Origin of the sequence: Arthrobacter globiformis NBRC 12137 (assembly GCF_000238915.1) — a bacterium.
GTDB classification, from domain to species: Bacteria; Actinomycetota; Actinomycetes; order Actinomycetales; family Micrococcaceae; genus Arthrobacter; species Arthrobacter globiformis.
In genome coordinates this window covers 1-22,583 of record NZ_BAEG01000065.1, presented here as the reverse complement: position 1 = coordinate 22,583, position 22,583 = coordinate 1, and the positions used below count along the sequence as shown (strand labels likewise).

Annotated in this window: 20 protein-coding genes and 1 pseudogene; 9 read left to right on the top strand and 12 right to left on the bottom strand. The window is 66.6% G+C overall.

What is annotated here, in order from left to right; all coding sequences use genetic code 11:
- Positions 1-967 (bottom strand): hypothetical protein (locus tag ARGLB_RS24100; protein WP_003802771.1); only part of this gene is annotated, 967 nt, incomplete at its 3' end.
- Between the two features lie 398 nt (positions 968-1,365).
- On the opposite strand from ARGLB_RS24100, the gene ARGLB_RS11995 reads away from it, so the two are divergent.
- On the top strand, positions 1,366-2,238 hold the full coding sequence (locus ARGLB_RS11995) for a DUF2382 domain-containing protein (RefSeq protein ID WP_003802769.1): 873 nt from the start codon (positions 1,366-1,368) through the stop codon (positions 2,236-2,238).
- A 102-nt stretch (positions 2,239-2,340) separates the two neighbouring features.
- Positions 2,341-3,093, top strand: a complete 753-nt coding sequence (locus ARGLB_RS23860; protein WP_003802767.1) for a MarR family winged helix-turn-helix transcriptional regulator — start codon at positions 2,341-2,343, stop codon at positions 3,091-3,093.
- A 150-nt stretch (positions 3,094-3,243) separates the two neighbouring features.
- Here ARGLB_RS23860 and ARGLB_RS22830 read toward each other — a convergent pair whose 3' ends face one another.
- Together ARGLB_RS22830 and ARGLB_RS11980 are read right to left on the bottom strand one after the other, a co-directional pair.
- Positions 3,244-3,453: a hypothetical protein gene (locus tag ARGLB_RS22830; RefSeq protein ID WP_003802764.1), complete on the bottom strand. Its 210-nt coding sequence runs from the start codon at positions 3,451-3,453 to the stop codon at positions 3,244-3,246.
- Between the two features lie 88 nt (positions 3,454-3,541).
- Positions 3,542-4,654 carry a hypothetical protein gene (locus tag ARGLB_RS11980; protein WP_139023331.1) on the bottom strand — a complete coding sequence of 371 codons (1,113 nt, stop codon included), beginning with the start codon at positions 4,652-4,654 and terminating at the stop codon, positions 3,542-3,544.
- A 141-nt stretch (positions 4,655-4,795) separates the two neighbouring features.
- Here ARGLB_RS11980 and ARGLB_RS11975 point away from each other — a divergent pair, with 141 nt between their 5' ends.
- A complete protein-coding gene (locus ARGLB_RS11975; protein ID WP_003802761.1) occupies positions 4,796-4,978 on the top strand; it encodes a hypothetical protein in 183 nt (60 codons plus the stop codon).
- A gap of 52 nt (positions 4,979-5,030) precedes the next feature.
- Positions 5,031-5,626, top strand: a pseudogene (locus ARGLB_RS11970) (zinc permease).
- A gap of 215 nt (positions 5,627-5,841) precedes the next feature.
- Here the strand turns inward: ARGLB_RS11970 and ARGLB_RS11965 are convergent.
- Positions 5,842-6,237: a DUF4383 domain-containing protein gene (locus ARGLB_RS11965; protein ID WP_003802755.1), complete on the bottom strand. Its 396-nt coding sequence runs from the start codon at positions 6,235-6,237 to the stop codon at positions 5,842-5,844.
- Positions 6,238-6,477: 240 nt separating this feature from the next.
- Between ARGLB_RS11965 and ARGLB_RS11960 the strand changes: the two genes are divergently transcribed.
- Positions 6,478-7,797, top strand: coding sequence for a cell division protein PerM (locus tag ARGLB_RS11960; protein WP_043418960.1), 1,320 nt, complete (start codon positions 6,478-6,480; stop codon positions 7,795-7,797).
- A gap of 34 nt (positions 7,798-7,831) precedes the next feature.
- Here the strand turns inward: ARGLB_RS11960 and ARGLB_RS11955 are convergent, their stop codons facing one another.
- Entirely contained in the window at positions 7,832-8,269 is a 438-nt protein-coding gene (locus ARGLB_RS11955; RefSeq protein WP_003802749.1) for a hypothetical protein, read from the bottom strand.
- A 39-nt stretch (positions 8,270-8,308) separates the two neighbouring features.
- Between ARGLB_RS11955 and purN the strand changes: the two genes are divergently transcribed.
- Entirely contained in the window at positions 8,309-8,884 is a 576-nt protein-coding gene (gene purN / locus ARGLB_RS11950; RefSeq protein WP_003802747.1) for a phosphoribosylglycinamide formyltransferase, read from the top strand.
- Positions 8,885-8,980: 96 nt separating this feature from the next.
- Here purN and ARGLB_RS11945 read toward each other — a convergent pair whose 3' ends face one another.
- A complete protein-coding gene (locus ARGLB_RS11945) occupies positions 8,981-10,333 on the bottom strand; it encodes an MFS transporter (protein WP_003802746.1) in 1,353 nt (450 codons plus the stop codon).
- A 180-nt stretch (positions 10,334-10,513) separates the two neighbouring features.
- On the opposite strand from ARGLB_RS11945, the gene purH reads away from it, so the two are divergent.
- Positions 10,514-12,184 (top strand): bifunctional phosphoribosylaminoimidazolecarboxamide formyltransferase/IMP cyclohydrolase, encoded by a 1,671-nt coding sequence (purH, locus tag ARGLB_RS11940; protein ID WP_003802742.1) that lies wholly within the window; start codon positions 10,514-10,516, stop codon positions 12,182-12,184.
- Positions 12,185-12,361: 177 nt separating this feature from the next.
- On the opposite strand, the gene ARGLB_RS24300 is transcribed toward purH, so the two are convergent.
- Together ARGLB_RS24300 and ARGLB_RS11935 are read right to left on the bottom strand one after the other, a co-directional pair.
- Entirely contained in the window at positions 12,362-12,496 is a 135-nt protein-coding gene (locus tag ARGLB_RS24300; RefSeq protein WP_280959908.1) for a hypothetical protein, read from the bottom strand.
- Between the two features lie 28 nt (positions 12,497-12,524).
- Positions 12,525-13,526 (bottom strand): trypsin-like serine peptidase, encoded by a 1,002-nt coding sequence (locus ARGLB_RS11935; protein ID WP_003802738.1) that lies wholly within the window; start codon positions 13,524-13,526, stop codon positions 12,525-12,527.
- Between the two features lie 373 nt (positions 13,527-13,899).
- On the opposite strand from ARGLB_RS11935, the gene ARGLB_RS11930 reads away from it, so the two are divergent.
- A complete protein-coding gene (locus tag ARGLB_RS11930; RefSeq protein ID WP_003802736.1) occupies positions 13,900-16,119 on the top strand; it encodes an NADP-dependent isocitrate dehydrogenase in 2,220 nt (739 codons plus the stop codon).
- Between the two features lie 130 nt (positions 16,120-16,249).
- On the opposite strand, the gene ARGLB_RS24095 is transcribed toward ARGLB_RS11930, so the two are convergent.
- Positions 16,250-17,122, bottom strand: coding sequence for an SRPBCC family protein (locus ARGLB_RS24095; protein WP_003802734.1), 873 nt, complete (start codon positions 17,120-17,122; stop codon positions 16,250-16,252).
- Positions 17,123-17,395: 273 nt separating this feature from the next.
- Between ARGLB_RS24095 and ARGLB_RS11920 the strand changes: the two genes are divergently transcribed.
- On the top strand, positions 17,396-19,612 hold the full coding sequence (locus ARGLB_RS11920) for a catalase (protein WP_003802733.1): 2,217 nt from the start codon (positions 17,396-17,398) through the stop codon (positions 19,610-19,612).
- 50 nt (positions 19,613-19,662) lie between these two features.
- On the opposite strand, the gene ARGLB_RS23610 is transcribed toward ARGLB_RS11920, so the two are convergent.
- From ARGLB_RS23610 to ARGLB_RS22435, 3 genes are all read right to left on the bottom strand, one after another.
- Complete coding sequence (locus ARGLB_RS23610) at positions 19,663-20,193, bottom strand: hypothetical protein (RefSeq protein ID WP_003802731.1); 531 nt, start codon at positions 20,191-20,193, stop codon at positions 19,663-19,665.
- Entirely contained in the window at positions 20,190-21,395 is a 1,206-nt protein-coding gene (locus ARGLB_RS11910; protein WP_003802730.1) for a serine/threonine-protein kinase, read from the bottom strand. The genes ARGLB_RS23610 and ARGLB_RS11910 overlap by 4 nt, the downstream gene beginning before the upstream one ends.
- 256 nt (positions 21,396-21,651) lie before the next feature.
- A partial coding sequence (locus tag ARGLB_RS22435) for an LPXTG cell wall anchor domain-containing protein (RefSeq protein ID WP_050934348.1) occupies positions 21,652-22,583 on the bottom strand: 932 nt, incomplete at its 5' end.

Below are 22,583 nucleotides of genomic sequence, written 5' to 3'. Positions count from 1 at the left end.
CGTCAGTATCCCGCCGCCTCGGCTCGCCATATCCCGGCTCGCCGGGGGCGGGTTCACCGTACGCGGGCTGGCCTGTGGCTGGTTCGCCGTAGGCGGGTTCACCGTAAGCGGGCTGGCCTGTGGGCTGCTCCCCGTAGGTTGTCTCGCCGTAGGCCGGCTGGCCTGTGGGCTGTTCCCCGTAGGTTGTCTCCCCGTAGGTTGTCTCGCCGTAGGCCGGTTGGGTGTAGGCGGGCTCTCCCAGTTCGGCGCGATCGTAGAGCGGAGCGCCGACTCCTGCGTCCATGCTGCCTTCCGTGACCGGCGGCTGGACGGGGTAGGGCGGTATGGTGTCAGATCCATAGCCGGCTGTACGGGATTCGGGGGCGCCGGCCTGCAGGCTGCGGCCCAGGCGTCCGGCGACCAGGCCTGCGCCCGCTGCCAGGAGCAGGAACGTGCCGGGGCGCTGGCGGGCAAAGGACTTGACCTCGTCCAGCAGTGAGCCCGGAACCCGGTTGTCCAGCCAGGACGCGACCGATGCGGAGCGGTCGGCGGCCTGCCGGATCAGATCCGCGGCCACGCCCTGCTGGTCCGGCGCGTCGGCCATGGTGCGCAGCTGCGAGGAGATGCTGCGGATGCCCTCGGCGGCCTTGGCCTGCTGGGTGCCGGCCTGGCTGGTCAGGTCCGACTTCGCCTGGTGCAGCAGATCCCGGGCGCTGTTCTTGGCTTCAGACGCGACATTCGCGGCCTCGGACTTGGCCGTCTCTGCTACGTTCCGGGCGGCACCTTTAGCCTCGCCGGCGACGTTCGCGGCCTCTTCCTTCGCCACGTCCTTCTTCGAAGACGCGTCATCCTGGTAGCCGGGAGTGCCGTAGCCGGTGGTACCCGCTCCAGTTGCGCCGTATCCCGTGGTGCCGGCGCCGTAACCCGAATTCTGTGTGGCCGGGGGAGTGGTGAGGTCTTCATCCTGCGGCCATTGGTTCTCAGTCATCTTGGCTCTCTCTTTCCGAAAGGGGCAGCTGCTGTACAGGAACCAGCGTTGCTGGCATGCAATGGTAAGCATGTTTACTAATAAATAGTAAGCACCCTTGCCATTTTTTCCCAGCACCATTTTTCTGGCGTCGACCGCCGGCGGGACTTGCGGCGTGTCCCCGGCCGCCCGATCCAAGAAAAAAGCTAAGCAGGCTTGCCAATCTGATAGTAAGCATGCTTAGGGTATAGGTGCGGGGTCGGATTGCCGGCCTCGGCAGCGACGAAGGATTGCCCCGGCAGGGTGCGGCAGTTGCCGTTCTAAGGCGGCGAGAGCGTGCTCTGGCCTGCCGTTGCGCCATCGTCGGCCTCAGCGTGAACAGCCACATTTGAACACGAAGTCAACTCCAAGGAGACAGCATGCTCACCAAGGAACACATCGACGACCTGCTCAACAAGAATGGAAACATCCTCTCCGCAGATGGAGACAAGATCGGTTCCCTCAGCCAGGTTTATGCGGATGATGACAACGGGCAGCCCACTTGGGTGACGGCGCGGACAGGCCTTTTCGGGACGTCGGAGTCGTTCGTTCCCCTTGAGGGAGCGCGGCTTGAAGGAGCCGACATAGTTGTCCCTTACAGCAAGGACCAGGTCAAGGATGCTCCGCGGGTGGACGCTGAGGGTCACCTTGATCCGTCAGAAGAGGACCGGCTCTACGAGCACTACCAGCTAAGTGGCAACGTGACCTATTCGGAGGCTGCGACCGGGCATGGCCCCGACTCCGGCCGGACGGCCGACCGGTCCGCTGCCGGCCGGTCCGCCACCGAGCGGGATGCGCAGTTCGCTGCCGCGGGGAGCGGTGGAACTTACAGCGCTGCGGATGACAGGCTCGAACGCGACACGTCCGGACTGGCCGATGACGACGCCATGACCCGGTCGGAGGAGCGCGTGAGTGTCGGCACAGAAAGGCAGGCTGCCGGCCGTGCCCGTCTGCGCAAATATGTGGTGACCGAAAACGAGACCCGGACAGTTCCGGTGCAGCGCGAGGAAGTACGGCTGGAGCGCGAACCGATCACCGAAGAAAACCGGGGCGAGGCGTTGAGGGGACAGGACATCAGCGAAGCGGAACACGAGGTAGTTCTTCACGAGGAACATCTCGTGGTGGACAAGGAAACTGTTCCCGTCGAGCGGGTCAGGCTGGACACGGAAACCGTCACGGATGAAGTAACGGTGGATGAACAGGTCCGCAAGGAGCGCATCGAGACCGACGGCGTCGAGGACACCCGCCGTTAACGTGCCCAATGCCGGGGCCGGGTGACCGGCCCCTGCGTTGTCGGCATTTTGGGCTGGCGGTACTGCCAGCACGGGCTCAAAGGGGAAAGAAGGTCTAAACCGATGGTCCCGAATCCTGACGCGGAGCAGTGGGGGCCTCACCAGCTGCTGTCCATGGCCGCCAGGCTTGTCCAGCGCAGGCAGGACCAGGCGCTGGCAGAACTCGGCCTCACCCATGCCGCGGTCATTGCGCTCCAAGGCCTGACGGACGGGCCACTGAACCAGGAGCAATTGGCCGCCGACATCAAGGTCCGCAGTCAGTCCCTTGGGCGGGTTCTGGCCCGACTTGAGGGGGCAGGGCTTGTGGCCCGTGAGTCGAGTTCGCTGGACAGGCGGCACAACCAGGTATCCATAACGGAAGATGGACGGCAGGCGCTGGAGGCAGCGCGGAAAGCGGAACAGGACGCCCTGCCCCCCGACGTCGTCGAGGGCACAGTTCTGGGCCGGGAGCTGGCACGGGTCATCAGTTATTTTCCCGGCCGCTCCAAGGCAGGCTCGGCCAAGAACCAGAATGCGGCCGCCGGCGTCGGTGACCCCACCATGGACGAGGCCGCCGAGGCGGGCACTCCTGTGGCCAGTGCACCCGCAGAGGGTGCACCCACAGAAGGTGCACCCGCAGAAGGTGCACCCACAGAAGGTGCAAGGCCCACAGAAGGTGCGCAGAAGGCTTCGGGCACGGGCACGTCGGCGGAACCTGCCTTGCGGGCATCGGCCTCTGAAGCAGATGGGGCCGGACAGGACGCTATTCCGGCGCCGGAGGACGGCGCCGGAACAGGGCAGAAGCCAAAGGGCGTGGGCGACTCCAGCACCGAATAGGCATACGGCCTTGGGTTGCTTTTTTCGGTCACTGAGGAGGAAAGTGTCGCCGCGCCGCACGCGGCGACACTTTCCTGGTGGGCGCGATCCGGTCCGGGCTCAGGGGCCGGACCGGACTTTAGCCTCGCTGTGACATCCCTGGCGCCGACCCTAGCTTCGCTGTTGCATCGGGTCCGGCCAGTTGCCGATCAGGCCGGACATGGGATCGGGCCAGTTGCCGATCCGGCCGCGCATGGGATCGGGCCAGTTGCCGATCCGGCCGCGCATCGGGTCCGGCCAGTTTCCGATCCGGCCGCTGTGGGCTCCGGACTGCGGACGGGACGGGCGAGGGGCAGCAGACAACGGGGCGTGCGTAGACATGACATATTCTCCTGACTGAACGGGTGGTCCTTGCGCAGAGTTGCGCAGGTGGTCGTTTCTGCCCGGAAAGTGGGCAGGGGTGACCTGTTCAGTCGGGGGAGCACCCCGGATCGAAGGCTGGGCTGGCTGGAAGGTCTTGGGCCGCATCGAATGCACGGGCCCCGGCATGCAGCGGCGTCCGGTCCCAGTCACCGGCCATTTCGGCGGCCTGAGCGCCAGAGCCTTCGGAGCCCGAGGAGGAGTTCCCGGACGTTCCCTCCGTCACGGCAAGGGACTGAAGGTGGCCGTCGCCGGGCCGGTCTCCAAGGTGTAGTTTGTGGGTTGCGTGGTTGACCCCTGCCTGCTCGCGCTGCCCGGGCGTGGTCATTTGAAGCTCGGCCAGCGAGAGACCTGCGCCGGAGAGTGGCAGGCGGGTGCCGGCCTCGGGAATGGCTGGGGCCACTGTCTCCGCCGTCGCCGGCTGTTGCGCGTGGCCTGCCGCCCTTAGGCTGGCGGTCCGCGGCCCAACCGCCGATGGCGAAACGGCGAACGGCGGCGCAGCAAGATCTGGCGACTTGCCTCCGGAGGCGGGAGCCGTCGTCGGAGGCGTGACGCCCGGTGCAGGAGCCGCGGGCTGTTCCGGAACCGGCACGGAAGGCACCGGAACGGACGGGACCGGAACTGAGGGGACAGGTACGGACGGGACCGGAACTGAGGGGACAGGTACGGGCGGAATGGCCGGCGTTGCAGGCAGCCGGGGCGCCGACGAAATGACGTCCTCCACGGCCCTAACCAGGGTGTCCGCCTTATCGAGCACGGGTGCCGTCGCGGTGGTCACGGCTGTCACCGCCGCCGATGTCTCCTTGACCACGGCGCCGGCCGTGTCCGCCACAGTGCCGACGACAGTCGACACGGACTTGGTGACGTTGGCAGGGAGGCTCGGGGCCGCCGGCAGGGCAGGAGCGACCGGAAGCAGCCTGGTCGCCGGGGCCACCTGGGAAGCAACCGAAGCCAGCGGAGCAGAAACCGCCGACTTCGCAATGGCAGCCACGGGAGTTTTGACAAGGGAACCAGCGTTGAGGGAACCGGTATCCAGGGAACCGGCCGTCACGGTGTCCCCGGAAGCTGCCTCAGCGGACGCCGCGCCCCAGGTGATCCACGCGAGAACCAGAAGGGCGGGCAGCAGGAGGGCGCGAAGAACGGCAGCTTTGACAGAGTGCAAGCCGTTGCCCATCCGAATCACCCCCCAGCGCGGTGGAAGGCCAGAATATGCCTGCCGCGCAGCTACGTCCAGAGGAAAAAAGTTCGCGCACGATCGAGCAGGCGGGAACGCTATAAAATTGCAGCAGAAGGTGCTGCAGGGATGTCTGGGTCCATCGTCGTCGTGCTGGTGCTGCTGGCCGCAATCGCCGTCGTCGCCGTTGCGGCAACGGTGCTGGCCGTGTTGCGCGACGGGCGAGGCGAATTGCGGAGCGAACCGTCCGAAGAGCCCTGGACTGCCGGGAATCTGCCCAGCGAGCCATACGCCCAGATCCGATTCAAATAGCGGCCACCGCTGGGGCGTTCCCGGCTGCGGCCCCCGATCCTATGCTGACGGTGTGGGAACCTCCCTGCTGTTCGGCGTGGTGGCTTCTAGCGCACTTGTTATAGGTGCGCTTATTGGTGCCCGTCTTGAACTGCCGAAGCGGCTGCTGGCGATCCTGCTGTCTTTTGCCGCAGGCGCACTCATCACGGCCCTGACCTTCGAGCTGTTTGAGGACGCTTACCAGCGCGGCGGCATAATACGGGCCGCGCTTGGGCTGCTGGTGGGTGCGGTGGTTTTCACTGCGCTGAGCGCGATGCTTGACCGGTGGGCGCAACCAGGGGCCAACTCAGTGCCGGCAGATGAATTCCGCGGCAGCGCGAAGCTGGACACCGATGCGGCCGCCCGAGAGAAGGCCCCCGCGTCGACGTCCACCCGGGGTGCCGCCGGAATGGCGCTGCTCGCAGCCGTGACGCTGGACGGGGTGCCGGAAAATATCGCCCCGGCACGGATCCGGAAACCATCTCCCTGCCGCTGGCATTTGCCGCCGGGGCCGTCATAGCCTCCCTCGCGGACACCCTGATGCCGGAGGCCTTCGAACACGGTGGACCCGCAGTGGCGCTCAGCACGGCGGCCGGCTTCGTGCTCTCCTTCGTGCTGTCCCTTGCCTGATCTCTGCGCCCTGATCTCTGGAATCCGGCCGGGTCCTCGCCGGCTTGCCGCTGCCTCCGGGGCGGGAGGGGTTTAAAGACACCAACTTTCCGGACACAAAGTTGGTGCAGCCGCCCACGACATAACGTGGCCGCCTGCACCAACCGGTAGTACGAATACTCAGATTAGATATCTATTCATTCGCGGCTCCTAGTTCCCGGCGTTCGCGTTCCGGGCTATTTCCTGTCCTCGACCGAATGCCGTGAAAACATCCAGCCGGCGGCAATCATCAGTACACCAGCCACCATCATGGTCCAGTTGTCCGTCATGTTCAGCGACAGGAAATTGGCCGCCGAGTCCACTCCGACACTGAGCCCGTAAATGCTGAGAATGATGTATAGCGCACCGGCGCCCAAGAGGAACCTGCGGGCACCCATTTCACTGCGGGACATGGCCCAGCCGGTTCCGCCGATCACCAGTTGCACAATGTTGAGCAGCATGGACACCTGGAACAGGCCTAGGAACATGGCGTGCGAATCGGGCCCAAGGAACATCAGTTCGCCATACCGTGCGGTAATGCCCGGGATGAACCCCAGCACACCGGCCACCAACGCGACAATACCAACACCCATGCCGGCGTTCTGGACGTCAGTCCTGCCAAAGTGAACGCCATGTGCATGTGGGGATGCGGTAGTCATTTTCTGCCTCCAACCACTGAATGCGGACAAGCTAATTTTACGACGGGCATCCCGAAAAAGCGCCCGCCGTCGAACCTGCCGCTACCGGCGCAGGCGCATGGCCGTCCGACTTCTCGCGCCGTTGAGCCTGTCGAAAACAGGTGAGCCGTGCACTGCATGGCACGATGGGAGGCGATGAAACTGCGTGCTGACCAGACCGGAGACCGTGGCCTACCCATGCCCCTGTGGCTGCAGGGCGGGCTGGAGTCCGCGCAGGCGGCCATCATTTCCGCGCTGGTGGTCATCGCCCCCATCGTTGCCGTGTGGGCGACCTCGGGTTTCGGGAGCGCCGGCTTCGATGTCCTGGCCCGGCTGGCCGGCCAGGCGTGGCTGGTCATCCACGGGGTGCCCCTGTACCTCACCACCGTGGGGGAGGGCTCTGCCGCGAGGCCGGAGACCGGCACGCTGTCGCTGCTTCCGCTGGGCCTGACCCTTATACCGTTCCTGCTGGCCTGGCGGGCGGGCAGGCGTCTGGCCCGGGCGTCGTACACGGACCAGCTGTGGCAGGCGCTCCTCGGGTCGTGGCTGGTCTATGCAGGGTTTGGCATTGCCACCGGATTCATTTGCCGGACCGAGGACGTTGAGGTTTTCCTGTGGTGGGCCGGACTCCTGCCGCTGGTTCCGTTCGGCCTCGGGATGGTGATCGGCGCCCGGCGGGAGGCCGGTTCATGGAGCCGGCTGATCGGCGTCGACGCCGTGGACTGGATCGCCCGCACCAGCCAGCACTCGCGGTGGGCGGGATCGTATCTGGCCTCGGCAGCCAAGGCCGGCTTCGTGGCCGTCATCGCGGCTCTCGCCATCTCCTCGGCGTTGCTGGCCGTGGATCTCTTCATCCACTGGAACCTTGTGGTGGCGGTCTATGAAGCGCTCGACGCCGGACCCGTCGGAGGCGCGGCACTCACCATCGCGCAGCTCGGCTTCTTGCCCAACCTCGCCGTCTTCGCCCTCGCATGGCTGACCGGCTCCGGATTCGCGCTCGGCGTTGGTTCCCAGGTGGGCCCGCTGGGAACCGCCGTAGGACCGCTGCCCACTATCCCGGTTTTTGCGGCGATCCCTTCCGGTCCGCTCGATTTCGGACCGGTGGCGCTAGTGGTTCCCGTGCTCGCCGGTGTCCTGGCCGGCTGGTGGTTCCTGCGCGAAGGTGAAAACCACTTCGATGAATGGCTGTCCATCAAACTCCGCGTGCGCTGGCTGACGGCCGCCGCGTCCACGCTGTTCCTGGCGCTGATCGTCGGGGCCGCTGCCGGGGTACTGGCCGCAGCCCTCGCGTGGCTGGCGCGCGGCTCGGCCGGAATCGGCCGCCTCTCGGACATCGGCCCGGACCCGTTGTGGACGGCAGTCTGGCTGGCAGCGGAAGTCGGCATCGGCGTCGTAATTGGGTATGCGGCGGGGCCGTGGCTGGAACGCCGGCAACTGCGCGACGCCGCGCTGGGGACGGCCCCGAGCGGCCAATAGTCTTCCGCGCGTGGTCTTCCGCGCCGGGGCGGCTCTAGCGTACGGGTTGCTTGAGTGGTCCGGGCAGCGAGTTCTCCAGCTGGACCCGGCATTCCGTGCTTGCCTTGCTGGTCAGTGCCTGGCGGGAGCACTGCTGGAAGTCCCGCACCTGGTTGAAGAACAGCGCCGAGGTCAGGACCAGGATAACCATGACGGCGGAAACCACCAGGCCGGAGATGGTGCCGAACAGCACCAGTTTCGATTCCTTGAACCGGATGGCCCGGATGAGCACGATGATCCCCAGCGCGATGCCCGCCGCCGTCAGAATGGCCGTGAGCCAGAGGTAGGCGATGTCCAGCTGGAACACGAAGAAGGCGCCCAACACGGCCACGATGAACATGCGGAACAGTGTGTGCGTCTTCTGGAGCGAGGCTTTGGCTTCCTCGCTGAGCGGACGCGCGGTCCGCTGCGGCCCTTGGGGAGTGGGGTTCATGTTTTCCAGCCTACGCGAGCAGCCGCCTAAGCTTGAGCAATGCGCATAGTAGTCCTCGTTTCCGGAACCGGTTCCAACCTCCAAGCCGTCATTGACGCCGTTCAAGCCGGGGACCTGGATGTTGAAATCGCCGCGGTGGGCGCGGACCGCCCGGGAACATACGGCGTGGAACGCTCGGCGGCAGCCGGGATCGACACGTTCGTGGTGGACTTCAAGGCCTACCCGGACCGCGCGGAATGGAACGCCGCGCTGACTGAAGCCGTTGCCGCTTACCTGCCGGATGTGGTGGTGTCCTCCGGCTTCATGCGGATCGTCAGCCCCGAGTTCATCGACGCCTTCGACGGCAAATACCTCAACACGCACCCCGCCCTGCTGCCGTCCTTCCCCGGCGCCCACGGCGTCCGCGACGCCATGGCCTACGGAGTGAAGGTCACGGGGTGCACCGTGCACTGGGCCGACGCCGGCGTGGACACCGGGCCTATCATCGCCCAGGAAGCGGTGGCCATCGAGGACGACGACACCGAGGACACCCTGCACGAGCGGATCAAGGTGGTGGAGCGCCGGCTCCTGGTCTCCACCCTGGCGTCGCTGGCTGCAGCGTACGCGCCCCAGTAGCCCGCACCACACCCATGTAGGTAGCAGCAGGGGGCGTTCCCAGCCTTGGGAACGCCCCCTGCTGCTACTTACATGGGGGATGGGGAGCCCGGGCAGCTACTCGAGGCGGCGCTGCCGGGTTTCGGGGGAGAAGAAGGCCATCCACAGCACGGACAGGACCACCAGGCCGCCGGCGAGGGCGAAGGACGTGGCGAGCCCCAGCTGCGGCCAGAAGTAGTTCGCGAAAATGAGCGGGCCGAAGCCTGCCCCCAGCCGCGAGAACGTGGATGCCCAGCCGAAGCCACTGCCGCGCAGCTCCGTGGGGTACAGCTCGGAAACGTAGGCGTAGAGCACCGGGATGGCCACCTGCACCACGAACCCGAACACCAGCAGCCAGAACACCGCGGCTGTGGGCACGTCCACCACGAACGCCACGACCACCAGGACGAGCGCGGACAGGGGCCCCGTGATGGCCAGCAGCCACTTGCGGCCCACACGCTCCACGAGCAGCGCTGCCGCGATCACGCCAAGGAGCCCGACGGCGGCCATCCCCGCCGTCGTCAGGAACGCCTTGTACTCGGCGAACCCGGCGCCGATCAGGATCCGCGGCATCCAAGTCAGGGACAGGTAGTAGACAAGCAGGATGCTCATGAACAGCGCCCAGGCGGCGGCGGTGATCTTCCAGTTGAACTGCCAGACCCCGCGCAGCTGTTGCCAGGCGCTGCCGGCGGAAAAGCGCGGTACAGCCTGCGGCTCGGGCAGGCTGTAGGCCCGCGGTTCGGCGCCGGTGGCCTCCACCAGGCCGTCAATGACCCGGGCAGCTTCATCGCGGCGGCCCTTGCGGATCAGGAACAGCGGCGACTCGGGAACGCTGCGCCGAACCCAGAACACCAGCAGGGCCGGCAGCACCATGACGAGCATGGTCAGGCGCCAGTCGGCGAAGGCGGCCACGAGCCAGGCGGATACGAACCCGCAGAGCGCCGCACCCACGGGCCACCAGCCGTCCATGGCCGTGAGGACCCTGCCGCGCTGACGGCGCGGCGTGAACTCACCCACCAACGCGTAGTCCACGGGAATGCAGCCGCCCAGGCCGAACCCGGCCATGAAGCGGAACACGCAGAACCAGAGGAAGTCGGGGGAGAAGGCGCCGAGCACCGTGAAAAGCGAGAAGATCAGCAGCGTGGCCGTGAAAGCCTTCCTGCGTCCGATGGTGTCCGCGATGGTGCCCCAGATGAAGGCGCCCAGGGCCATGCCGATCAGGTTGGCTGTGCCGATCCAGCCGGCCTCGCCCGGGGTGAGGCTCCAGTGCGTGGATAGCAGTGGAATGAGGATGCCGTTGAGGGTGACGTCCCACGCATCGAACATGAATCCCAGGCCGCCGATCACGAAGATCCGGCCCTGCACTTTCCAGCGCCACGGCAGTTCCTGGACTACCTGCTCGCCACTGGGCACAGCGGTGTAAATATTCATCTCGGCCTCCTGCTTAAACCTTACGTTGCGGGAAGCCCCGGAGCGCGGGGCCCTCACGCCGCGAACAGCCCGGCCTTCACACTGGGCCCGTCAGCAGGCGCGGGCCCGTCGACACGATAAACTGGGCCGTATCCCCACCAACCGCGGCACATCAACCGCGAGATAAAGACGGAGACTTTTGTGAGCTTGACGCAGCTTGACCGTGTTCCCATCCGCCGGGCCCTGATCTCGGTATACGACAAGACCGGTCTGGAGGAGCTCGCCAAGGGCCTGCACGCAGCAGGCGTCAAAATTGTTTCCACCGGCTCGACCGCCAAGAAGATCGCCGCGGCCGGCATTCCGGTCCAGGAAGTCGAAGAGGTCACCGGTTCCCCCGAGATGCTCGACGGCCGGGTCAAGACCCTGCACCCGCGCGTCCACGGCGGCATCCTCGCCGACCGCCGTGTCCCCGCCCACATGGAGACCCTCGCCAAGATGGAGATCGAGGCCTTCGACCTCGTCGTGGTGAACCTCTACCCGTTCGTGGAGACGGTCAAGTCCGGTGCCGCGCAGGACGACGTCGTGGAGCAGATCGACATCGGAGGCCCCGCCATGGTGCGCTCCGCCGCGAAAAACCACGCCGCCGTCGCCATTGTGGTGGACCCCACGTTCTACGGCGACGTGGTCCGCGCCGCCGCCGAGGGCGGCTTCGACCTCAAGACCCGCCGCCGGCTCGCCGCGAAGGCCTTCGCGCACACCGCCACCTACGACAACGCCGTGGCCACCTGGACCGCCAGCCAGTTCCTCGATGAGGACGGCGACGGCGTGATCGACTGGCCGGCCTATGCGGGCCTCGCGCTGGAACGCTCCGAGGTCCTCCGCTACGGCGAGAACCCGCACCAGCAGGCAGCGCTGTACGTCGACAAGGCAGCCCCCGCGGGCATCGCCCAGGCCGACCAGATCCACGGCAAGGCCATGAGCTACAACAACTTCGTGGACGCCGACGCAGCACTCCGCGCCGCTTACGACTTTGCGGAGCCCGCCGTGGCCATCATCAAGCACGCCAACCCCTGCGGTGTGGCAGTGGCGTCCCCTGACGCTGCGGACCCGATCGCCGACGCCCACGCCAAGGCACACGCCTGCGACCCAGTCTCCGCGTTTGGCGGCGTCATCGCGGCCAACCGCACGGTCACCGCCGGCATGGCCCAGACCGTGGCCGGTATCTTCACCGAAGTGGTCATCGCCCCCGGCTTCGACCCCGAGGCCGTGGAGATCCTCTCCAAGAAGAAGAACATCCGCCTGCTGGCGCTGCCCGAAGGCTATGGCCGCTACCCGGCCGAAATCCGCCAGGTCTCCGGCGGCGTGCTCGTCCAGATCACCGACAAGGTGGACGCCGACGGCGACAACCCGGCCAACTGGACCCTGGCAGCCGGCGAAGCCGCTGACGAGGCCACGCTGGCCGACCTCGCGTTCGCCTGGACCGCCTGCCGCGCGGCCAAGTCCAACGCGATCCTGCTCGCCTCCAACGGCGCCGCAGTGGGCATCGGCATGGGCCAGGTCAACCGCCTGGACTCCTGCAAGCTCGCCGTTGAGCGGGCCAACACGCTAGGTGTGCAGGTTGAGTCCGACGTCGATGGTGCCGGTGGTGCCACCAACGTCGGGACGGCCGGTGCCCCCGCCCGTGCCCGTGGTGCGGTTGCAGCTTCCGACGCGTTCTTCCCGTTCGCCGACGGCCTGCAGATCCTGATCGACGCCGGTGTCCGGGCTGTGGTGCAGCCCGGCGGCTCGGTCCGTGACGAGGAAGTCGTCGCCGCAGCCAACGCTGCGGGCATCACCATGTACTTCACCGGCGCGCGGCACTTCTTCCACTAATCCCCACCGCCTCCCTAACCTCGCTGCGCTCGGCCAGGGAACCCGGGCGGCGTGGGCCCAACCGCTCCCTAACCTCGCTGCGCTCGGCCAGGGAACCCGGGCGGCGTGGGCCCAACCCAAACGCCCGACGGCGGCTGCCCCCTTAGGGGGACGGCCGCCGTCGGGCTTTTAGCTGGGTTATTTTCCTTCGGCCTGGGACTCCCCTTCCTTCGGATCCGGCAACCGGATGTCCCGGGGGACCGCTTCGGCCATCCGTTCCGGGGTCCAGTAGGCCAGGACCTCCTCGGGCGCCTCGCTGACGCTGTGGCTCACCACTTCGCCTGAGGAGCCCGCATCATCCTTATTTCCTCTGTGCACTGTCGTAGACCTTCATGGTGGTGGAGCCCCAGAACGGCCCGAACATAGTGGTGGAATTCGTGCCGTAGCCGTAGCTGTTGACGGAGTTCTGGAAGCCGCCCGCCCCGCTTGCAGCGTCCGTGTCGCCCTGGGCAAACCACGGGCCGCCCGAGGAACCGCCCGTCATGTCGCACGAAATGCCCTGGGAGTTGAACTGCGGGTTGATGGTGTCATCCCTAGCCGCGCCGGTGCAGCTGACCAGGGTCTGGCCGGTGAACGGGGCCGCGGCCGGATACCCAAATGATTTGTACGTCAGGCCGCGGGGCTGGTTGAACTCCACTCCGGACGCCCCCACCACGTCGGCCAGGTACTTGCCTCCCACCCGGGCTACCACGGCGAAGCCGGTGTCGTACCGGATATCGCCGCCGGACGTCCAGTTCCGTGCCGCGTGCAGGGACCGGGCCGGCCACTGACCGTAGGGGGCCGTCCCGTTCACGTAGCCGGGAATGAAGACCCAGTTGGTGGCGAAGGCGCCGGGCCCCTCATTAACGCAGTGGCCGGCGGTGGCCACGAGGCTCTTGTTCCGGGCAGCGACGGAGTTGCCGGAGCAGACGTAGTTATTTCCGGCGAGCGTGAAGAAGACCTTGCCGATGTGCTTCACCGGGGCCTCATTTGTGTGCAGGGCAGTGGTGACCGTGGTCTGCGCGGCGGTGCCGGCAAATCTCGTTAGGGCTCCCGACTCCACTGCAGCATCGGACGAGGGGCCTTTGTTGTCCTGCCGGGCCACGGCCTTGGCGGCCAGAACATCACCGGGAACGGCGGCACGCATGCGCTCGGGTGTCCAGTAGCCCTGCGGGCTGGACACTGGGGTGCTTGCGACCTGTAGTTGAGTTGAGTCCTGCGACGTTGCAGAAGAGGCTGTGGCGCCGCCGATGGCGCTCACTGCCAGCAACAGACCTGTGGAAAGGCTCAGAAGGCTGCCAGCCAGAGTCTTTTTGCTCGTCATTGCGGTCCTACCTATCAGGTTGGGCGGGCCCTGGGAGGCACGCCGGGTGACTGATTGACCTACCCGGGGATGACAAGCTCGGTTATTGACGATTCAAGTTTTGTTGGCCAGGTAGGGGTGGTACTGATCTGCCCCTGCCGCAAGGGGTTACAACTCAGTTCAGCCGCCGAAGCGGTATTCCTTTATGAGAGAAAGATTAGAGCTCCTCCGCGCCGGGGACAATGGATAGTGTGGCGGACGACACAGAAACGGGGTCATGCGAGGGCATCCGGCCGTCCGGGTAAGGTCCATCCGGTTCAGCTCGGGTAAGTTAAAGGTTGGTGAAATAGCCGGAATACCAGATACAAGCCGACCTTCAGGGAGACGCCCGAGCATGGCCAAAATTATCTATACCCACACCGACGAAGCGCCGATGCTGGCCACATATTCGTTCCTGCCGATCATTGAGGCGTTCGCCTCCACGGCAGGTGTGCAGGTGGAGACCCGCGACATTTCGCTGGCCGGCCGCATCATCGCCGTCTTCGGCGACTACCTCACTGAAGAGCAGCAGATCGGCGACGCCCTGGCTGAACTCGGTGAACTGGCGAAGAAGCCGGAAGCCAACATCATCAAGCTCCCCAACATCAGCGCATCCGTGCCGCAGCTGAAGGCTGCCATTGCCGAGCTTCAGTCGCAGGGCTACAAGCTGCCGGACTACCCGGACAACCCCACGTCCGATGAAGAGACCGCCATCCGGTCCCGCTACGACAAGATCAAGGGCTCCGCCGTGAACCCGGTCCTGCGTGAAGGCAACTCGGACCGCCGCGCTCCGCTGTCGGTCAAGAACTACGCCCGCCAGAACCCTCACTCCATGGGTGCCTGGACCCCCGAGTCCAAGACCAACGTGGCACACATGGACGCCAACGACTTCCGCGCCAACGAGAAGTCCGTGGTTATCCCCGCCGACGGCACCATCGAAATCCAGCTGGTCCGCGAAGACGGCACGGTCAAGGTCCTGAAGAAGGCCTTCCCGGTCCTCGCCGGTGAGGTCATCGACGGCACCGTGATGCGCGCTGCCGCCCTGGACGAATTCCTGGCAGCCCAAGTGGCCCGCGCAAAGGAAGAGGGCGTGCTCTTCTCCGCACACCTGAAGGCCACCATGATGAAGGTCTCCGACCCCATTATTTTCGGCCACGTGGTGAAGGCTTACTTCTCCGAGCTGTTCGACACCTACGGCAAGCAGCTCGCCGCGGCCGGCCTCAGCCCCAACAACGGCCTCGCCTCCATCCTCAACGGTCTGGACGAGCTGCCCGAGGACGTCCGCGAAGGCGTCCAGGCCGCCATCAAGAAGGGCCTCGAAGAAGGCCCCGCGATCGCCATGGTCGACTCCGACAAGGGCATCACCAACCTGCACGTCCCCAGCGACGTCATCGTGGACGCCTCCATGCCCGCCATGATCCGCACCTCCGGCCACATGTGGGGCCCGGACGGCAATGAAGCCGACACCCTGGCAGTCCTCCCGGACAGCTCCTACGCCGGCATCTACCAGGTTGTCATCGACGACTGCCGCGCCAACGGCGCCTTCGACCCAACCACCATGGGCACGGTCCCGAACGTCGGCCTCATGGCCCAGGCCGCCGAAGAATACGGCAGCCACGACAAGACCTTCGAGGCCCAGGTCCCCGGCAAGATCCAGGTGGTTGACGGCTCCGGGAACGTCCTGATCGAACACGACGTTGCCCCTGGTGACATTTGGCGCGCCTGCCAGACCAAGGACCTCCCCATCCGTGACTGGGTGAAGCTGGCCGTGAACCGCGCCCGCGCCTCCCAGACCCCCGCCGTGTTCTGGCTCGACGAGACCCGCGCACACGACGCCAAGCTCATCGAGAAGGTCCGCGAATACCTGCAGGAGCACGACACCGAGGGCCTGCAGATCGAGATCCTGTCCCCGGTGAAGGCCACCGCCTTCACCCTCGAGCGCATCCGCAAGGGCGAGGACACCATCTCCGTCACCGGCAACGTGCTCCGCGACTACCTGACGGACCTGTTCCCGATCCTGGAACTGGGCACCAGCGCCAAGATGCTGTCCATCGTTCCGCTGATCAACGGCGGCGGGCTCTTCGAAACCGGTGCCGGCGGCTCCGCCCCGAAGCACGTCCAGCAGTTGCTGAAGGAAAACCACCTGCGCTGGGACAGCCTGGGTGAATTCCTGGCACTGGCCGTCAGCTTCGAGCACCTGGCCAACACCACGGACAACGCCCGCGCCCAGGTCCTCGCCGACACGCTGGACCGTGCCACCGGCACGTTCCTGCTGGAGAACAAGTCCCCGAGCCGCAAGGCCGGCGAGATCGACAACCGCGGCAGCCACTACTATCTGGCTCAGTACTGGGCACAGGAACTGGCCAAGCAGACCGAGGACGCAGAACTCGCAGCCTCGTTCGCATCGGTCGCCGACGCGCTGACCTCCAACGAGGAAGCCATCGTTTCCGAACTGCTGGGCGCCCAGGGCCAGCCGGTGGACATCGGCGGCTACTACCGCCCGGACGCCGAGAAGGCTGCAGCCGTCATGCGGCCGTCCGCCACGCTCAACAAGATCGTCGCCAGCCTGAGCTAGGTCTCCGGCCCGCGGCCGAGTTGCCGAGCTGAACAGCAGGAGCGCCCCGCCACTCGTTGAGTGGCGGGGCGCTCTCTTTGCTTGCCGGGACTGCCGGCCTGGACCTTGAGCCAGCGGGCGGGACGGTGGACTACCGGTCCGGGATGTCGTCGCGGCGGGTGTCCGTATGCCGGGTTTCGGTGCGGGGTTCACCTGTGTCGTTGTCCCCGTAAGGGGCGTCGACGGCCATATCCGGGTCCGTGCTGACGGGCCGTTCGGTTGCCGAGGCGTCGTAGGCGTCTCCGGATTCGTAGCTGCGGCCCGGGACCGCGTCCATGCCGGCCCCCTCGGAATAGCCGGTGCTTGCGCCCGGGTCACCGTTGCCTCCGGCTGCTGTTGCGCCCATGCCGACGCCGGCCGCTCCGGCTGCCGTTGTTCCGACGGCGGGCGCTCCGGTTCCGACGCCGGTTCCAACGCCGGCTCCCGTTGTTCCGACGCCGGGCGTTCCAACTCCGGTGCCTGTACCAGCTCCGGTGGCGGCCGCCGTCGAACCCGCGTCACCTTCCACCTCTCCACCGCTCACGCTTTCACGCCAGGCGCCCGTTTCCGTGTCGCGTTCCTCGATGAACTTCTTGAACTTCCTCAGGTCCGAGGCCACCTGCCGGGAATCAAGTCCGGTGGCGGCACCAAGCTTCTCCACGGCGGATTCGGGCTCCCAGGTCAGCTCGACGTTCACCTTGGTCTCGTTGTCACCCAGGGACTCAAACCAAACGGTGCCCGAGTTGCGTGGCTCGTTCAGGCTCTCCCACGTGACGCGCTGGTCCGGCTCCTGGACGGTGATCTGGGCGTCGTACTCGCGCTTCACGCCCGCAACGCTGGTTTCGAAATGAACAGTGGTGTCATCGAGTTGGCGGACAGCGTCCACTCCGCTCATGAACTTGGGGAAATCCTCAAACTGCGTCCATTGGTTGTAGGCCTGGCGTACGGGGACATCGACAGTGATCGATTCCTGGACAGTTGCCATGCGTGGTTCACTCCTTCAGCGTACGGGCGGATGGCCCGTGGTTCTGATTGCCGTTGTTCGGATGGAACATCTCCAACGTAGCGGGAACCAGCCGGCATTTGAAGAGAGAAACTAAGCCTGCTGACTATGAAGATGCGAACGCTCAAATGACGGCCCGCAGTTGTGGGCGGGCCCGGGATTTCCTAGGGTACTAAGCAGGCTTATCTTTCGGTGGGGAGCCCAGTGCCCAACGCCGAGTCCGGTTAGGCCGCCGCTTCGGAAAGGATCATCTCTGTGCCTGAAGAATCAGCAATCAACATTCCGGGAGCCCCGGCAGGCGAGCCGCCCGCCGTCGTCGAACCGACCACCCCGAGGGAAACGTTGCCGCCCAAGCCCGACCAGCAGGGGCCGGAAGCGGTATCGCCGACCGGCAGCCCCACGGGTGCGCCCGAACACTCCCGGGCGCAGTCCGGCCAGTACCTGACCACCGCGCAGGGGCTCCGGCTGGCCGATACCGACCACTCGCTAAAGGCCGGGCCGCGGGGACCGATCCTGCTCCAGGACCACCACCTCCGGGAGAAGATCACCCACTTCGACCACGAGCGGATTCCGGAGCGCGTGGTGCACGCCCGGGGTGCCGGCGCCCACGGCGTGTTCCGCTCGTACGGGACGGCGGCGAATATCACCCGCGCAGGTTTCCTCGCCAAGGACGTGGAAACGCCCGTGTTCGTCAGGTTTTCCACGGTCCTGGGCTCGCGGGGCTCCGCCGACACCGTCCGGGACACCCGCGGATTCTCCACCAAGTTCTACACCGATGAGGGTACGTACGACCTGGTGGGCAACAACATCCCGGTGTTCTTCATCCAGGACGGGATCAAGTTTCCGGACATCGTGCACGCCGCAAAGCCGCATCCGGACCGCGAGATTCCGCAGGCCCAGAGCGCCCACGACACGTTCTGGGACTTCGTGTCCCTGCACACCGAGGCGCAGGCGCACACCATGTGGAACATGTCCGACCGGGGCATCCCGCGTTCGTACCGCACCATGGAAGGATTCGGCGTCCACACCTTCCGGCTGGTCGACGCCGAGGGCGCCACGACGCTCGTCAAGTTCCACTGGAAGCCGAAGCAGGGCGTCCACTCCCTGGTCTGGGAGGAGGCCCAGATCATCAACGGCATGGATCCGGACTTCCACCGGCGGGACCTGGCCGACGCGATCGAGGCTGGCGCCTACCCGGAATGGGAGCTGGGAATCCAGACTTTCCCGGACACCGAGGACCAGATGTTCGAGGGGATCGACCTGCTGGATCCCACGAAGTTTGTGCCCGAAGAGCTGGCCCCCGTCCAGGCGATCGGGCTGATGACGCTCAACGCCAACCCGGTCAACTACTTCGCCGAGACGGAGCAGGTGGCCTTCCACCCGGGGCACCTCGTGCCGGGCATTGACGTCACCAACGATCCGCTGCTGCAGGTCAGGCTGTTCTCCTACCTGGACACCCAGATTTCGCGGCTGGGCGGGCCGAACTTCGCCCAGATCCCCATCAACCGGCCCCAGGCCCCGGTGAACGACATGCTGCGCGACGGCATGCACCAGACCGCCGTCCACTCCGGCGTTGCGCCGTACCGGCCCAATTCCCTCGACGGCGGCTGCCCGTTTAAGGCCGGCGCAGACCTCGGGTCGTTCGTTGATGTTCCGGAAGCCGTGGCGGAGGCCATTAAGCAGCGGAAGAACCCGGCCTCCTTCGATGACCACTTCAGCCAGCCCCGGCTGTTCTTCCGGAGCCTCACTCCGGTGGAGCAGGACCACGTCATTCAGGCGTACACCTTCGAGCTGGGCAAGTGCTACGAGAAGCCGGTCCGTGAGCGGCAGCTGCTCGCGCTGGCCAACATCGATGCCTCGCTGTGCGCCGCCGTGGCCCGCGGGCTGGGGCTGCCCGCTCCCGAGGCCACCGAGGACGTGCCCGACGCCCAGCCCAGCCCCGCCCTGTCCCAGCTGGGAAAGACGTGGCCGGTCGCAGGCCGCGTCGTCGGCATCGTGGCGGACGGGTCCAGTGACCTTGAGGCCGTCCGGGACGCCCGCAAGGCGCTCGACGACGCCGGCATCGTTCCGCTGGTGATCGCACCGGCCGGCGGGACGCTCGGGGGAGAGTCCGACGGCGGGATCCCGGTTCAGCGGACCTATCTCACCGCCCGCTCTACCGAGTTCGACGCCGTCATCGTGGCAGGATCCGGGGCGCCGGCGGACGACGCCGAACAGGGGCTGGACGCGAAAGCCGGTGATCCCGGTGCTTCGCTTGATCCGCGCGTCGTGCTCCTGCTGTCAGAGGCCTTCCGCCACGCGAAGGCCATCGGGGCGTGGGGGTCAGGCTCCGCCGGTGTGGACGCGGCGAGCATCCCGGACGACGCAGCAGGCGTGGTGCGGGGCGACACTGCCGAGCAGGTGGTTCCGCAGATCCAGGAGCTGCTGGCCGCGCACCGGGCGTGGGAGCGTTTCCCGGCAGCGACTTCCTGACGGGCCAATCTTCCTGAGGGTTTGAAGAACAAAGACTGGTCCCGGCGGGGCTAGTCTTTGTTCTTGCCCGAACCCTTGTCCTTGTTCCCCTCCGGGCTGCCCTTGCCGGAGCCGTCCTGCCTTCCGCTGTTTGCCGGAGCCGGAACTGGAGCCGGCGCGGGGGCGGGAACCGGGGCTGCAGCAGCCGGCGGAGTCGTCGGTGAAGGTTTCGGGGCTGCCGTGGCCTTCGCAGCGGCCGCCTGGGCGGCAGCGTTCCTGGCCGCCTGCGCTGCCGTGAGGTCGGCCCGCACGGAATTGATGGCCGCCGTAATGCTCCTGTGGCGTTTGAAGGAAACCTGCCCCGCAGCAGCCGCGGCATCCAGCTCAGAGGACAACCGGGCCAGCGACTTCAGCGCGGCGGCCGGGTTGCTTCCCGCCGCGGACCTGGTGACCTCAAGAACCCGCTCCTGAAGTTTTGCGGCCGCGCCCGTCTCGAGCTCCGGGGCGGTGCCGGCGCAGCCTGCCACTGCAGCTGCCAATGTGAACCCCGTAATGACGGTCATCGCCCGGCGCCACGCGGCCGGTGTCTGGCGCGGGCTCATGGTTCAACGCTCCTTTGCAGCTCCACGAGATGGTCACCCAAGGTGCCGCTCACGCTGGGGTAAGGGACGACGTCGGGCGTTTCAGGTGAGTTGGCGGCCACCGTCACCGCCGCGGTTCCGCCCAGCAGGGTTGCCGCCGCCAGAGCGGCGCCAATACGGAAACGGCGGCGCCTCTTCCCGCTCGCGGGCGGCCCATCGGGGTGTGCTGATGCCTGGCCCGCTGGTGTATTTGCTGTTGTTTTGGCGGTGGACTGTGGCTCAGGCGGCCCGGACGGGAGAACCGACGGCGGCCGGGACGGCAACGCGGGGAGTACACGGGTGTGCTCCCCGGCCAGGTCTGTAGGGGCGGACTGCGGTGAAACGAGGGCGCGCCGGAGAGCCGCTTCCAGGTCCGCAGCGGTGGGCCGCTCCAGCGGCTCGAGGGCGGTCATGGAGGCCAGCAGGTGCTGCCATTCCGCGGGCAGGTCGCCGGGGATCTCCGGGGCACGGTGCAGCCGCGCCACCGCCGACTCCACCGCGCTGCCCGGGTATTCAACAGTGCCTTTGATGCACTCCAACAGCACGAGGCCCAGCGAATAGATGTCAGACGCGGGGGACAACGGGGATCCCATGGCCTGCTCGGGGCTCAAGTACGCCGCCGTGCCCACCATGGTGCCGGTGGCCGTGAGGCGGGTGCCGTCGGCGATCCGGGCAATGCCGAAGTCTGTCAGCTTGGGCCGCACCGGTTCGCCGGGGCGAACCTGGATGAGGAGAATGTTGGCGGGCTTGATGTCGCGGTGGATGATGCCCAGCCCGTGAACGTAGGCGAGGGCATCGGCGACCCCAGCACCGATGACGGACAGCTCGTCGAGCGGAACGCGGCTGTGCCGGATGCGGCTGCGCAGGTCCTGGCCCTCCACGAGTTCCATGGTCAGGAAGGGTCTGGGCTGGTCCGGCACGCGGGTATCCACGCCGGCGTCGAAAAGGGTGACAAGGCTGGGATGGTTCAGGGTTGCCAGGAGCCGGATCTCGGCTTCCTGCCTTTTGAGTTCGTCGGCATCTGCAGCCTGAGGGGCGAAGAGCTTCAGGGCCACGTCCCTGCCCAGGTTCTGGTCCCTGGCCGCATAGACCGACGACATGCCGCCTCGTCCGATCACCTCACCCAGCCGGTAGCGCCCGCCCAGTACATCCGTTGTCACCCCGCTGGGCGATTCCTCTAACACGTTGTCGTCCTTATCAGCTCGGGTTCGGTGTTAAGGATAGTACGTGTACTTAGTAATCGAGGCCCCTGGCTGTTTGATTGGGTTTCTGACTGGGTGTCCGACTGGCTGTTTGGCTGGCTGATTGGTGGCGCAACGGTGGCCGCATGGCGTCCGGGCACGGCTTCGCCGGCGGCCCGGCATCCGGAAGTCCGGAGGACTGCCGTGATGCGGACCGCCGACGAACGGCAGTTACTCCTGTTCGGACAGGACCGGGCTGTTAGGCCTTCTTCCTGCGGATCACCAGGAGTGCGCCGACGGCGAGCAGGACCAGTGCGAGTGGCAGCAGCCCAGTGTCGGCTCCCGTGTTGGCGAGGGTCTGCTGTGCGGTGGCAATGCTTCCGTTGGCCATGGTTGCCATGCTCTCCGAGGCGGGGACGCCTGTGGTCACCGAGCCCGCGGGCAGGATGGCGGCGCCGGTCGTGGAGGTCCCGGTGCCAGTGCCCGTTGCCGCTCCACCGGTCGTGTCGGTACCGGATCCGTTGCTGCCAGTCCCGGCGGTGCCGGTGCCGGCTCCATCAGTCGCAGTGCCATCAGTGCCCGTGCCCTCGGCTCCCGTTCCGGCTCCGTCGGTGCCGGTTCCATCAGTTCCGGTTCCATCGGTTCCGTCGCCCGGATCGGAGCCGTTGCCGGTTCCGTCACCCGGATCAGTAGCCGGCGGCGTCGTCACAGTTCCTGCGCCAAGTCCGATGCCAAGGTCGACACCCAGGTCCACGGCTGCATCAGTTCCCGTGCCGAGCCCGAGGTCGACGGCGCTTTCCGCACCGGTTCCCAGGGAACCCGTGTTGCCGAGGTTGAGGTCGACGACGGCGGCCAGGTCGGTGGCGGGAACGGCGGTACCGGTTCCCGTGCCGGTGGTGTTGCCGAGGTTGACGTCGACCAGGGCGGTGGCGTCAGCCGCAGGGGCAGTTGTCCCCGTTGCGGTTCCGGTGTTGCCGAGGTTGACGTCGATCACGGCGGTGGCGTCAGCCGCAGGGGCAGTTGTCCCCGTTGCGGTTCCGGTGTTGCCGAGGTTGACGTCGACCAGGGCGGTGGCGTCAGCCGCAGGGGCAGTTGTCCCCGTTGCGGTTCCGGTGTTGCCGAGGTTGGCGTCGATCAGGGCGGTGGCGTCAGCCGCAGGAGTGACAGCTCCGGTTTCGGTGCCCGTCACTG